Raw genomic sequence first — 13426 nt, 5'->3', positions numbered from 1 at the left:
TCCTCCCTGGACACTGGACACGACTCTCCGTGGCGCAAATACACACGCTACGTCGGCTGGAATTTTACTCGGAACACCCCACTTCGACGTTCGCTTCGCGAGTCCCCACTCGGCGTTCATCGACGGTTCAGAACATCGTCGGGTAATGCGGCGTGAATTGGGCTCGCTTATGGTTGTCCTGCGACCGAGTCCCGGTAACGTTTAGGCGAGCCCGTACAAATACGAGTGATGCGAATTATCGACCGAAAGCCGTTAGTTACTGTGGATTGCAACCTTGAGTAATTGTTTGCTTCGACCGCGTGCGACACTTCGATGACGGACTTCGACGCACTGAGATCAGTCTGCCGCGAGCAAATTGAGCCGCGCATTGGCGACAGTCAGACGCTCGGCCAACAGCTGCGCCAGATTGCGCATGATCCGCTCGCCGGCTTTCGGATGTCGCACCCGGAAACGTTCGAAATCCACCAGCGAGATCTCGAAAGCGGTGGCCGAGAAATCCGCGACGACGTCGGCGGAGCGCACGGGCTCCAGCAGTGCCATCTCGCCGAAGCATTGCCCTGCCGTCAGCGTCGCGAGCCGGATGCCGTCGGGCAGGGTGACGTGGACGACGCCGGAGCGCAGGAAGAACAGCGAGGCCGCAGCATCGCCGGCCGCAAGGATGCGTTCGCCCTGCCGATAGTGCCGGATGATCGCCAGTGCCGCGAGCTCATGGCGCTCGTCCGCGGAGAGCCCCGCGAGCAGCGGCTGCTCGGCGAGCTCGGTGGTTTCGAGGAAATCGATGGCGCCGCCATAGCGATAGACGATCTGGTCCTCGGCCCATTCGATCGCGGTGTCGAGCAGGTAGAAGTCGCGCACGTTCTTGCTGTCGCCGGTACGGGCCGCGATCTCCTGCCATTCCGGCGAGCTGCGGCGGATGCCCGACAGCACGACGGTGACGTGGAAGTCGGCGAGCTCGTGAAACAGCTCGGAGAGCAGGCGCAGGCCTGCTTGTGTCATCGCGGTGACGCGGTGGAGGTCGACGATGACGAATTGCGGTCGCGTGCTCGCCGCAAGCTGGCGCGAGACGTAGTCGACGCTGGAAAGGGACAGCGTGCCGACCAGCTCGAGCACGCGCACCGCGTCGGGATGGGCGGTGAGGATGTTGCGCTCCTGAGCGCGGCGGCTGCGTCGCGACGGGTTGGCGCCGATGTCGTAGTCGGCGATGATCGTGGTGCGCGCATCGTCGGAACGGTTCAGCATGTGCAGGCCGTAATGCGCCGACAGCGCCTCGCAGACCTTGATGCCGCGCACGCTGTTGCCGTGACCGTCGAGCCTGGGCGAATAGCTGCCGAGCCCGAGCCGTGCCGGCAGGCTTGCCAGGATGCCGCCGCCGACGCCGCTCTTGGCGGGAATGCCGACGCGGTAGATCCACTCGCCGGCGAAGTCATACATGCCCGACGAGGTCATCACCGACAGCGTGCGCGACACCGCATAGGGCGTCACCACCTGCTCGCCGGTGACCGGATTGACGCCACGATTGGCGAGCGTGGCCGCCATGATCGCGCAGTCGCGCGCTGTGACGAGCACGGCGCATTGCCTGAAGTAGACCGCGAGCACGTCGTCGACAGGCTCCCTGATGACGTCGGACGTCCGCAGCAGATAGGCGATCGCGCGGTTGCGATCACCGGTGGCGGCTTCCGATGCGAACACCGCGTCGTCGACATCGAGCTTGCGGCCGGCGAAGCGGCCGAGCGCATCGCGGATGGTCTCGAAGGCGTCGTCGTGCCGTGCCCTGCGGATCAGGCCGCTGCAGGCGATCGCGCCGGCATTGACCATCGGATTGAACGGGTGGTTCTCCGCATTGAGCCGGATCGAATTGAAGGGGTCGCCCGACGGCTCGACGCCGATCACGCGTTCGACCTCGTCGGAGCCGAGCGTATCGAGCGCCAGCGCGAACACGAACGGTTTCGACATCGATTGAATCGTGAACGGCACGCGGCTGTCGCCGACCTCATAGACATGGCCGTCGAGCGTGGCGAGGCTGATGCCGAAATGCGCCGGGTCGGCTTTGCCGAGTTCGGGAATGTAGTTCGCGACCGCGCCGTCGTGGTCAGGCCAGAAGTCGGCATGGCAGGCCGACAGGAAGCGCTGCAGCGGCGGCATCGCGGCCGTCGCCCAATGCTGCGGATGTCGGATCGGCCGGGGGTGGGTGGTCATGGGAAGGCTCGGCGGGAACAAGGTCTCGCGCTGGTTATGTCGCAGCCGCGAGGGCGCAGCCAGCCCACACTTGTCGCAACGCTGGTCAAATGTTGCCGTTGCTCACCGATTGAGCGGGTTTGCGGGCGCGATGACCGCTCCGTGTCGCCATGCGCGGGGGCGATGCCGATCGAAAGCCAGCGCTGCGGTACCGCGCTTTGGAACCGGCGACGGTCGTCACGCCCGCATACCGCTGGCCGTTGTCTAAGGATGCCGAGTCTTGTGCCAACACGCTGAAGAACGGCGGCTTTTAGAGACGGTCTACTGTTGTGACGGCAAAACGGCTGGGTTAGCTTGTTCAATAAGCGGAATATCATTCCGCATGACGGAATTGGTGGGAAACGCATGGGACGACGGTCTGAGCGATTGAGCAGGAGCAGCATGCTGCCCGGAGATCTCGCCGGTGAGGGCGAGGTCATTCAAGTGGTGTCGCGGGCGTTCGACGTGCTTCGCTGTTTCGAGGGGCACGAGGCGCGGCTCGGCAATCTCGAAATCTCCAACCGCTGCGGCCTGCCGCGGTCGACGGTGTCGCGGCTGACGCACACGCTGACGCGCATGGGCCAGCTGGTCTACCTGCCGCGCGATCAGAAATACCGCATCGGCCCGAGCGCCGTGGCGATGAGCACGTCGATGACCAGAGGCTTGCAGTTGCGCAATCTGATCCGGCAGCGGCTGCAGGACGTCGCCGAGCAGTTGCCCGGCACCGTCGGCTTCGTCATTCCCGACCGCTTCCACCTCGTCTATCTGGAGTTCGGCCGCGCCGCTAATGCGCTCGGCCTGCATGAGACCACGGGCAGCCGCATCTCGATGGCCTCGACCGCGGCCGGTCATGCCTATGTCGCCGCGCTCGAGCCGGAGGTCGGCGACGCCTTGCTGGCCGAGATGGAGCGCGAGATGCCGGACGCGGCCAAGCTGCTGCGGCCACGCCTCGAGCACAACAGACAGTTTCTCAAGGAGCATGGCTACGTCGTAGCCTGCGGCCTGTGGAGTCCGCACATCAATGGCGTCGCGCTGCCGCTGTGGTCGCCGCAATACCAGACTTATGTCGTGCTCACGATCGGCCTGTTGTCGGCGATGTACGACGAGCAGCGGCTGCACGACGAGGTCGCCCAGCCGATGCGCGAGCTCGGCCGCAGCATCGCCGCGCTGCTGCAGGGCGCGGAAGCCGACGTCTTCAACAGCCGGATGGACAGAAAGCCGCTCCAGGTGAACGCGAAGACCAACCATAAGAACAAGACCATCACCGGGGCAGGGGGAACGAATGAGTTGGCAGCCGGAGCTCGAGGAACTGGCCCGGCGCGAGGCCTTCGCGCGGGAGATGGGCGGGCCTGACAAGGTCAAGCGTCAGCACGACCAGGGCCGCCTCACCGTTCGCGAGCGCATCGACGGCGTCGTCGATCCCGGCAGCTTCCACGAGATCGGCGCGGTCTCAGGGATCGGCGAGTATGACGAGCAGGGCGAGCTCACGCATGTGACGCCCGCCAATTGCGTGTTCGGGCGCGGCCGCATCGACGGCCGCACCGTCGTCGTGGTCGGGGATGACTTCACCGTGCGCGGCGGCTCGGCCGACGCATCGATCGCCGCCAAGCCGCTGATGGCGGAGGAGATGGCGCACGACTTCCGTCTGCCCATCATCCGCATCATCGAGGGCTCCGGCGGCGGCGGCTCGGTCAAGACGATCGAGACCAAGGGCGCGGCCAACCTGCCTGGCGGCATCGGCGGCAATCGCTGGTACCGCTACACGACCGAGAACATGTCGCTGGTGCCCGTGGTCGCGCTCGGCCTCGGCTCGGTCGCAGGGCTAGGCGCGGCGCGGCTCGCGGCGAGCCACTACTCGGTGATGACCAAGCAGTCGGCGATGTTCGTCGCCGGCCCGCCGGTCGTGAAGCGGCTGGGGCAGGACCTCGGCAAGATGGAGCTCGGTGGCGCCGACATCCAGACCCGCGCCGGCGGCGTCGATCATGCGGTGGACACCGAGGCGGAGGCGTTCGCCTGCGCGCGGCGCTTCCTGTCCTACCTGCCATCGTCGGTCTACGAGCTGCCGCCGACCTTGCCCTGCACCGATGACCCGCAGCGTGTCGACGAGCAGCTCATCAGCGCGGTGCCGCGGGATCGCCGGCGCGTCTACAAGATGCGGCCGATCATCGAGTCCGTCGTCGACAACGGCTCGTTCTTTGAGGTGACGCAGAACTATGGCCGTCCGATCATCATCGGCCTCGCGCGTCTCGAAGGCCGCGCGGTGATGGTGCTGGCGAGCGATCCCTATCATTATGGCGGCTCGTGGACCGCGGATGCCTGCCAGAAGGTGATCCGCTGGGTCGATTTCGCCGAGACCTTCCATCTGCCGATCGTCTACCTGATGGATTGCCCCGGCTTCATGGTCGGGCTCGAGGCGGAGAAGGCGGCGACCATCCGCCATGGCGTGCGCGCGATGGCCGCCGTCAATCAGACGACGGTGCCGTGGTGCACGGTGATCGTGCGCAACAATTTCGGCGTCGCCGGTGTCGTGCATCAGCCAGCCGACCGGTTCTCGATCCGCTACGCCTGGCCGTCGGCCTATTGGGGCTCGCTGCCGCTCGAAGGCGGCATCGAGGCGGCCTATCGCGCCGAGATCGACGCCGCGCCCGACCCGAAAGCCAAGCTCAAGGAGATCGAGGATCGGCTGAACAAGCTGCGCTCGCCGTTCCGCTCGGCCGAGAAGTTCTGGGTCGAGGAGATCATCGACCCGCGCAAGACGCGCGCGCTGCTGTGCGAGTTTGCGCGCCTTGCCGAGCCGCTGCGCACGCCCGGGCCGCCCACGGCGATGACGACGCGGCCGTGAGCCGCTGATGTTAAGCCGCGGCGGGCTTCGCCTGCCGCGCGATCGCCAGCGCCAGGAGCGCGGCGACGATGCACAGTGCGCCCGCCGTGAAGAACGCCGGCAGGTAGCTCTGCAACAGAGTGCGCGACAGGCCGGCGCCGAACGCGGCGGTGCCGGCGCCGAGCTGATGTCCGGCGAACACCCAGCCGAACACCAGATTGGCCCGCTCGGCCCCAAACCGCTGCGCGGTCAGCCGCACCGTCGGCGGCACGGTGGCGATCCAGTCGAGGCCGTAGAACATCGCGAACAGCGACAGGCCATAGAAAGAGAAGTCGGTGAATGGAAGGAACAGCAACGAGAGCCCGCGCAAGCCGTAGTACCAGAACAACAGCCAGCGATTGTCATACCGGTCCGACAGCCACCCCGAGACGATCGTGCCGACGAAGTCGAACATGCCCATCGCGGCGAGCAGGCTCGCCGCCTGCACCTGCGGAATGCCGAAGTCGAGGCACATCGGGATCAGATGGACCTGGACGAGGCCGTTGGTCGAGGCGCCACAGATGAAGAAGGTCGCGAACAGCATCCAGAACACCGGTGCGCGCGCCGCATCGCGGAGGGTGCCGAGCGCGGCGGCGAGGATCGGTGTGGTGACGGGCGCGGGGGCGGCGATCGGGTCGGTGCCCTTGTCGCCGAAGGGACGCAGGCCGAGATCGCTCGGGCGATCGCGCATCAGCAGCAGCACGGCGGTGGCGGAAACGCCGAGCATGACGCAGATGAGCCCGAGCGCGACGCGCCAGCCAAGCCGCTCGGTGAGGCTGGCGAGCAGCGGCAGGAACACCAGCTGTCCGGTGGCGACGCTGGCGGTGAGGATGCCGACGACGAGGCCGCGGCGCGCGACGAACCAGCGCGTCGCGATGGTGGCGCCCAGCACCAGCGCGGTCATGCCGGTGCCGATGCCGATCACGACGCCCCACAGCAGCACGAGGTGCCAGACATGGGTCATCGCCAACGACGAAAGCAGTGCGGTCACGACGATCAACTGGGCCAAAAGCGTGATGTTGCGCAGACCGTAGCGGTTGAGCAGGGCGGCGGCGAAGGGGGCCATCAGCCCGAACAGCACGAAGCGGATCGACAGTGCCGAGGAGATCTCCGCGGTGCTCCAGCCGAACTCCTGCTGGAGCGGCACGATGAACACGCCGGGTGCTCCCACCGTGCCGGCCGATACCAGGGCCGTGAAGAACGTTACGGCCACCATGATCCAGCCATAGTGGATATTGCGCCGTTCGAGTGCTGCCGCGAGCCGGTTCGAGATCATGTGCTTCTCAGTTCGATGGGGATTTCGCGCCATTCTGCCAGGACGCCTCAACGACATAAATGGCTAAGTTCCCTCGTTTCAGGACATCAAGGTCGCTCTACGGCGATCGCAGTCGCCTCGCCGCCGCCGATGCATAGCGACGCCACGCCGCGCTTTAGTCCGCGGGCCTGCATCGCATGCAGCAGCGTCACGATCAGCCGCGCGCCGGTGGCGCCGATGGGATGGCCCAGCGCGCAGGCGCCGCCGTTGACGTTCAGCTGGTCACGCGCAATGCCAAGGTCGCGCTGCGCGGCCATCGCGACGATCGCAAACGCCTCGTTGATCTCGAACAGGTCGACATCCTCCACCCGCCAGCCGACCTTGTCGAGCAGCTTCCTGATCGCCGGAATCGGCGCGGTCGTGAACCATTGCGGCTCCTGGCTGTGCGTGGCGTGGCCCTTGATCTCCGCGATGATGGGCAGCCCGTCACGGTCCGCACGCGAGCGCTTGGCGAGCACGAGCGCCGCGGCACCATCCGCGTTCGCAGAGGACGCCGCGGGCGTGATAGTGCCGTCCTTGCGGAACGCCGGCTTCAGCGCCGGGATCTTCGCCGGATCGACCTTGAGCGGATGCTCGTCATTGACGACCAGGCGTGCGCCGGATTTCTCGACGAGCGTGATCGGCGCGATCTCGGCCTTGAACGCGCCGCTCTCGACCGCCCTGCGCGCACGCGTCAGCGTCTCGACGGCGTAGGCATCCTGGTCGGCGCGGGTGAACTGATAGGCCTCGGCCGTCGCCTCGCCAAAATCGCCCATCGAGCGTCCGGTCTCATAGGCGTCCTCCAGGCCGTCCAGCATCATGTGATCGAGGATACGATCATGCCCGGCGCGATAGCCGCCGCGCGCCTTGGTCAGCAGATACGGCGCATTGCTCATGCTTTCCATGCCACCGGACACGACGAGGTCGGCAGAACCGGCCTGGATGATATCGTGCGCCAGCATCGTGGCCTTCATTCCAGAGCCGCAGACCTTGTTGATGGTGGTGGCGCCCGTGGCATCGGGCAGGCCGGCGCCCCGTGCCGCCTGCCGCGCCGGAGCCTGGCCCTGACCTGCAGGAAGCACGTTGCCCATGACAACCTCCGTGACCGCATCAGGCGAAACGGCGGCGCGTTCGAGCGCGGATTTGATCACGTGCGCACCGAGCTTGTGCGCACTCAGCGGCGACAACTCGCCCATGAAGCGGCCGAGTGGAGTGCGGGCAGCGGACAGGATCACGACGGGATCGGACGAGGCCATGACAGGCTCTCCCTTGATAAAGATGATGAGCATCATATAATGACATCGCGAAAAAGGAAACCCCGGCAATCGCGCTGAACTTGTCGTGAAGTTAGCGCGACACTGCCGGGATCCGCGAGACGAGACTTGGAGAAACTTGCTATCGCTTGCGGTCGATGAACTGCTGCATCAGCCGTTTCGGCTCGTCGGTCAGGAACGACCGTCCGAAGGCGCCGATCGATATCTCGACGGACTCCTTCAGCGGCAGCTCCTCCCATTGCCGCAGCAGAGCCTTCTGAGTCCGTAGCGCTTCGGGACCGCAGGCGAGCAGGGATGCCACGGCCTTCTCGACCGCGATGTCGAGCTCTCCCTCGGCGGCGACGGCATCGACAAGGCCCCAGGCGAGCGCCGTCGGCGCGTCGATCGTCTCGGCCGTCATCAGCAGCCAGCGCGTGCGGCCCCATCCGATGAGACGCGGCAGCAGCGCGGCATGAATGACCGAGGGGATGCCGACACGAACCTCGGGCATGCCGAACTTGGCATCATGTGCCGCGACACGGATATCGCAGGCCGTTGCGACCTCCAATCCGCCACCCAGACACCACCCTGGCATCCGCGCAATCACGGGTGCAGGAAAATTTCGCACCGCATCGCAGAGCCCGGCAAGTCGCGAGATGAACGTTTCCGCTGAAGCCTGATCGAGCGTCGCCATCTCCTTGATGTCGGCGCCGCCGATCATGCTCTTCCCGCTTTCGCCGGCCAAAACGAGAACGCGAATGCCGGCTTCGGCGGCGAGCGATTGCAGGCCGGCTTCTATGTCGAGAATCGCCGCCGAACCGAGAATATTGAGCGGACCGGCATTGCAGATCGTCAGCCGGACCACGCCGCGGCCGTCACGACTCACGCCGCAGTGGGAATTGAGCATGTCCATGGTTGTCCTCGTCGGGTTCCTGGGCAAGGGAGAGTGTGCCGGGAATAAATCAGGCCAGCGAAGTTGATTTAGATCAACTCGAATTCATCAAATAGCTGCAGTCAGCAGGACGCAGAACTGTTATTGTATGACCGCAGACATTCAATGGGACGGCAATGCGTTACTCTCCGGAACACAAGGCGGAAACCCACGCGCGGATCGTGCGCAAGGCATCGGTGCGGCTGCGCGAGCGTGGTGCTCACGGTGTCGGGGTTGCCGACCTGATGAAGGAGGCCGGGCTGACTCATGGCGGCTTCTATGCGCATTTCGATTCGCGCGAGGCGCTGGTCGTGGAGGCGTTCGGTTATGCGATCGACCGTTCGATTGAGCATTGGCGCAAGCTGCTGGACCAACTGCCGCCGCAGAAGCGACTCGCGGCCATCGTCGACGGCTATCTGTCCGCGGCTCATCGCGACGATGTCGGTCACGGCTGCGCGGTTCCTGCGCTCGGAGCGGAAATCGCCCGCGAGAGCGCAAAGACCCGCAAGGCCTTTGCTGCGAAGCTGGAAGAGCTGATCGCCCTGTTCGCCGAGTACATCAGCGACGTGCCGGCCAAGACTGCGCGAAGGCGGGCTTCGGCGATGCTCGCGACGCTGATGGGGACGCTCGTGATGGCGCGACTCATGGGCAGCGGCGAATTGTCAGACGAAATCCTGAGCTCCGGGCGCGAGGTGGCGCTGGCTGTCGCCAGCGGCGGCGGGCCGGCGGGGAGGGCCCCTGCGCGGGCGCCCGCGAAAAGGCCCGTGAAGAAGGCGGCAGCCGCGAAGCGCTGATCCGTCGCGCGGCTCGGATGGTGGACGCAGCGCGCCACGCTGCAGGGCCTGCCGTGATCGTGCCGGCCGAGCGAAGGGGCGGCATTTTCGCAGCGCCGGGCAGCGCTTAGACCCTTCCCAAACGCCGCAAAGACTGCAAGATGCCGGCCAAATCGGCACTGCTTACCCCTGCGGAGGATACCCCATGCGTTCGATCGGTCATTTCATTGGCGGCAAAGAGGTCAAGGGCACGTCTGGACGGACGGCCGACGTCTTCGAGCCCATGACCGGCGACGTTCAGGCCAAGGTCGCGCTGGCCTCTCGCGCCGAGCTCCGTGCCGCTGTCGAGAACGCAAAGGCGGCGCAACCGGCCTGGGCCGCGACCAATCCGCAGCGCCGCGCCCGCGTGATGATGAAGTTCGTCGAGCTCGTCCAGCGCGACTATGACCAACTCGCCGATCTGCTTGCGCGGGAGCATGGTAAGACCGTCCCCGACGCCAAGGGCGATATCCAGCGCGGCCTGGAGGTCGCGGAGTTCGCCTGCGGCATTCCGCATCTGATGAAGGGCGAGTACACCGAGGGCGCGGGCCCCGGCATCGACATCTATTCGATGCGCCAGGCGCTCGGTGTCGTTGCCGGCATCACGCCGTTCAATTTCCCGGCGATGATTCCGATGTGGAAATTCGCGCCCGCGATCGCCTGCGGCAACGCCTTCATCCTCAAGCCGTCGGAGCGCGATCCGGGCGTGCCGATGAAGCTCGCCGAGCTGATGATCGAGGCCGGGCTGCCGGCGGGCATTCTCAATGTCGTCAACGGCGACAAGGAGGCGGTCGACGCCATCCTCGAGGATCCGGACATCATGGCGATCGGCTTCGTCGGCTCGTCGCCGATCGCGCAGTACATCTATGAGCGCGCGGCTGCGCACGCCAAGCGCTGCCAGTGCTTCGGCGGCGCCAAGAACCACGCCATCATCATGCCGGACGCCGATCTCGACCAGGCGGTCGATGCGCTGATCGGCGCCGGCTACGGCTCGGCCGGCGAGCGCTGCATGGCGGTCTCGGTCGCCGTGCCCGTCGGCAAGACCACGGCCGACCGGCTGATGGAGAAGCTGGTCCCGCGCGTTGAAAGCCTGAAGATCGGCACCTCGGTCGATCCCTCGGCCGATTTCGGTCCGCTGGTGACCCGCGAGGCGGTCGAGCGCGTCAAGAATTATGTCGATATTGGCCTCAAGGAAGGCGCGACGCTCGCCGTCGACGGCCGCGGCTTCAAGATGCAGGGCTACGAGAACGGCTTCTACATGGGCGGGTGTCTGTTCGACAACGTCACCAAGGACATGCGGATCTACAAGGAGGAGATCTTCGGCCCGGTGCTGTCGGTCGTGCGCGCCAAGGACTACGCCGAGGCGCTGGCGCTGCCGTCGGAGCATGATTACGGCAACGGCGTCGCGATCTTCACCCGCGATGGCGACGCGGCGCGCGACTTCGCGGCCAAGGTCAATGTCGGCATGGTCGGCATCAACGTGCCGATCCCGGTGCCGATCGCCTACTACACCTTCGGCGGCTGGAAGAAGTCCGGCTTCGGCGACCTCAACCAGCACGGTCCGGATTCGATCCGCTTCTACACCAAGACCAAGACCGTCACCTCGCGCTGGCCGTCCGGTGTCAAGGAAGGCGCGGAGTTCTCGATCCCGCTGATGAAGTGAGGTCGGGTCCGTTCGGACTCTCTCCTTCGTCATTGCGAGCGAAGCGAAGCAATCCAGGATATTTCTGCAGAGGCAGTCTGGATTGCTTCGTCGCCTTCGGCTCCTCGCAATGACGGCGCATGAGGAAAGCGCAAAGACCAACAAACAAGACCAGGAAACGCGGAGAACGGATGCAGTTCGCTCTCGACGAGGATCAGATCGCGGTGCGCGACATGGCGCGCGCCTTCGCGGCCGAGAAGATTGCCCCGCATGCGCTGCGCTGGGACGAGGAGAAGCATTTTCCCGTTGATGTGATGCGGGAGGCGGCGGGCCTCGGCATGGGCGGCATCTACATCCGCGACGATGTCGGCGGCTCGGGCCTGAGCCGGCTCGACGCGGCACTGATCTTCGAGGCGCTGGCGACGGGCTGCCCTACGGTCTCGGCTTTCATCTCGATCCACAACATGGCCTCGTGGATGATCGACACCTTCGGCACCGAGGCGCAGAGGCAGGCTTACTTGCCGAAGCTCTGCGCCATGGATCTGATCGCGAGCTACTGCCTGACCGAGCCGGGCGCGGGCTCCGATGCGGCGGCGCTGCGCACCCGCGCGGTGCGCGACGGCGACGACTACGTGCTCAACGGGCAGAAGCAGTTCATCTCCGGTGCCGGCGCCACCGACATCCTCGTCGCGATGGTGCGAACCGGCGCCGATGGTCCCGGCGGCATCTCCACGCTGGTGATCGACGCCAATACTCCCGGCGTGTCGTTCGGCGCCAATGAGCGCAAGATGGGCTGGAACGCGCAGCCGACCCGCGCCGTGATCTTCGAGAATGCGCGGGTGCCGGTGGCCAACCGGCTGGGCGAGGAGGGCATCGGGTTCAAGATCGCGATGGCGGGGCTCGACGGCGGCCGCCTCAACATTGCCGCGTGCTCGCTCGGCGGCGCGCAGGCGGCGCTCGACAAGACGCTGGCTTATACGAAAGAGCGCAAGGCGTTCGGCAAGCGGCTCGACGAATTCCAGGCGCTGCAGTTCCGCATTGCCGACATGGCGATCGAGCTGGAGGCGGCGCGCACCTTCGTCTGGCGCGCGGCGGCTGCGCTCGACCGCAAGGATGCTGACGCGACCATGCTGTGCGCCATGGCCAAGCGCTTCGGGACCGATGTCGGCTTCGAGGTCGCCAACCAGGCGCTGCAGCTGCACGGCGGCTACGGCTATTTGAGCGAATACGGCATCGAGAAGATCGTCCGCGATCTGCGCGTGCACCAGATCCTCGAAGGCACCAACGAGATCATGCGCCTGATCGTGTCGCGCAAGCTGATCGAGGCGGCGCGATGAGCGAGGTCATCGAAGGCGACCTGATCATCCGCCGCGAAGGCTCGGCCGGCATCATCCGGCTGAATCGGCCGAAGGCGATCAACGCGATGACGCTGGAGATGTCGATGGGCATCGATGCCGCGCTGGATCAGTTCGAGGGCGATCCGGCCGTCGCAATTGTCGTGCTCGAAGGCGCGGGCGAGCGTGGACTTTGCGCGGGCGGCGACATCCGCGGGCTCTATGAGAGCTCGAAGACGAACGGCGATCTCGGCAAGGTGTTCTGGCGCCAGGAATACATCATGAACGCGCGCATCGGGGCGTTCCCAAAACCCTATGTCGCCTACATGGACGGGCTGGTGATGGGCGGCGGCGTCGGACTATCGGCGCATGGCCGTCACCGCATCGTGACCGAGAAGACCAAGCTCGCGATGCCGGAAGTCGGCCTCGGCTTCTTTCCCGACGTCGGCGGCACCTGGCTCTTGTCGCGCGCGCCTGGCGAACTCGGCGCCTATTTCGGCCTGACCGGGCAGACCATGAACGGGCCCGATGCGATCCATGCGCGCTTTGCCGATGCCGTGGTGCCGACCGAGAAATGGCCGGCGCTGCGCGAGGTCCTGACCAAAGTCAGGCCGGGCACGCTGTCGATCGAGATCGACCGGCTGATCGCCGGCTTCGCGACGTCGGAGACGGCCGGCCCGGTGGCGGCGCAGCAGGCGAAGATCGACGCGTGGTTCGCCCATGACAGCATGCACGACATCTTTACCGCGCTGAGAGCGGACGGCTCGGAGCTCGCGTTGGCGACGCTGAAGACGCTGAAGGAGAAGTCGCCGCGCGGCATGGTCGTGACGCTCAAGCTGCTGCGACTGGCACGCGGTGCGGCGTCCCTGGAGGAATGCCTGGTGCGCGAGTATCGTGCGGCGCTCGAAGTGTTCCGCAGCGACGATTTCCGCGAGGGCGTGCGTGCGGCGATCATCGACAAGGACCGCAATCCCAGATGGTCGCCGCCTGATGTTGATCAGGTGACACCGGAGATGCTGGCGCCATATCTCGCCGAGATCGGCGCCGACGAGCTGACCTTTCCGCAGAGCAAATAACAATCAGGTC

Annotated in this window: 10 protein-coding genes; 6 read left to right on the top strand and 4 right to left on the bottom strand. The window is 65.9% G+C overall.

The window, feature by feature from the left end; all coding sequences use genetic code 11:
* Positions 1 to 336: 336 nt before the first annotated feature.
* Positions 337 to 2196 (bottom strand): glutaminase A, encoded by a 1860-nt coding sequence (gene glsA / locus QX132_RS14735; protein ID WP_315776857.1) that lies wholly within the window; start codon positions 2194 to 2196, stop codon positions 337 to 339.
* Between the two features lie 384 nt (positions 2197 to 2580).
* On the opposite strand from glsA, the gene QX132_RS14730 reads away from it, so the two are divergent.
* Together QX132_RS14730 and QX132_RS14725 are read left to right on the top strand one after the other, a co-directional pair.
* On the top strand, positions 2581 to 3567 hold the full coding sequence (locus tag QX132_RS14730) for an IclR family transcriptional regulator (protein WP_315739150.1): 987 nt from the start codon (positions 2581 to 2583) through the stop codon (positions 3565 to 3567).
* A complete protein-coding gene (locus QX132_RS14725; protein ID WP_316161689.1) occupies positions 3497 to 5056 on the top strand; it encodes an acyl-CoA carboxylase subunit beta in 1560 nt (519 codons plus the stop codon). Before QX132_RS14730 ends, QX132_RS14725 begins: the two co-directional genes overlap by 71 nt.
* Before the next feature lie 10 nt (positions 5057 to 5066).
* On the opposite strand, the gene QX132_RS14720 is transcribed toward QX132_RS14725, so the two are convergent.
* The 3 genes from QX132_RS14720 to QX132_RS14710 all read right to left on the bottom strand — a co-directional run bounded on the left by QX132_RS14720 (position 5067) and on the right by QX132_RS14710 (position 8534).
* Positions 5067 to 6350: an MFS transporter gene (locus QX132_RS14720; protein WP_315739152.1), complete on the bottom strand. Its 1284-nt coding sequence runs from the start codon at positions 6348 to 6350 to the stop codon at positions 5067 to 5069.
* A gap of 86 nt (positions 6351 to 6436) precedes the next feature.
* A complete protein-coding gene (locus QX132_RS14715) occupies positions 6437 to 7624 on the bottom strand; it encodes an acetyl-CoA C-acyltransferase (protein WP_315812316.1) in 1188 nt (395 codons plus the stop codon).
* Between the two features lie 139 nt (positions 7625 to 7763).
* The gene (locus QX132_RS14710; RefSeq protein WP_315739154.1) at positions 7764 to 8534 is read right to left on the bottom strand and encodes an enoyl-CoA hydratase; all 771 of its coding nucleotides are present in this window, start codon (positions 8532 to 8534) and stop codon (positions 7764 to 7766) included.
* A 155-nt stretch (positions 8535 to 8689) separates the two neighbouring features.
* On the opposite strand from QX132_RS14710, the gene QX132_RS14705 reads away from it, so the two are divergent.
* The 4 genes from QX132_RS14705 (at position 8690) to QX132_RS14690 (ending at position 13416) form a co-directional block, all read left to right on the top strand.
* Positions 8690 to 9346 carry a TetR/AcrR family transcriptional regulator gene (locus tag QX132_RS14705; RefSeq protein ID WP_315739155.1) on the top strand — a complete coding sequence of 219 codons (657 nt, stop codon included), beginning with the start codon at positions 8690 to 8692 and terminating at the stop codon, positions 9344 to 9346.
* 184 nt (positions 9347 to 9530) lie between these two features.
* Positions 9531 to 11027, top strand: coding sequence for a CoA-acylating methylmalonate-semialdehyde dehydrogenase (locus QX132_RS14700; protein WP_316161687.1), 1497 nt, complete (start codon positions 9531 to 9533; stop codon positions 11025 to 11027).
* A 170-nt stretch (positions 11028 to 11197) separates the two neighbouring features.
* Entirely contained in the window at positions 11198 to 12343 is a 1146-nt protein-coding gene (locus QX132_RS14695) for an isobutyryl-CoA dehydrogenase (RefSeq protein WP_316161686.1), read from the top strand.
* Positions 12340 to 13416 carry an enoyl-CoA hydratase/isomerase family protein gene (locus QX132_RS14690; RefSeq protein WP_315776853.1) on the top strand — a complete coding sequence of 359 codons (1077 nt, stop codon included), beginning with the start codon at positions 12340 to 12342 and terminating at the stop codon, positions 13414 to 13416. Before QX132_RS14695 ends, QX132_RS14690 begins: the two co-directional genes overlap by 4 nt.
* Positions 13417 to 13426: the final 10 nt, after the last annotated feature.

This window comes from Bradyrhizobium sp. SZCCHNRI20481, assembly GCF_032485055.1.
Taxonomy (GTDB): domain Bacteria; phylum Pseudomonadota; class Alphaproteobacteria; order Rhizobiales; family Xanthobacteraceae; genus Bradyrhizobium.
This window is presented reverse-complemented; position numbering and strand designations above follow the sequence as displayed.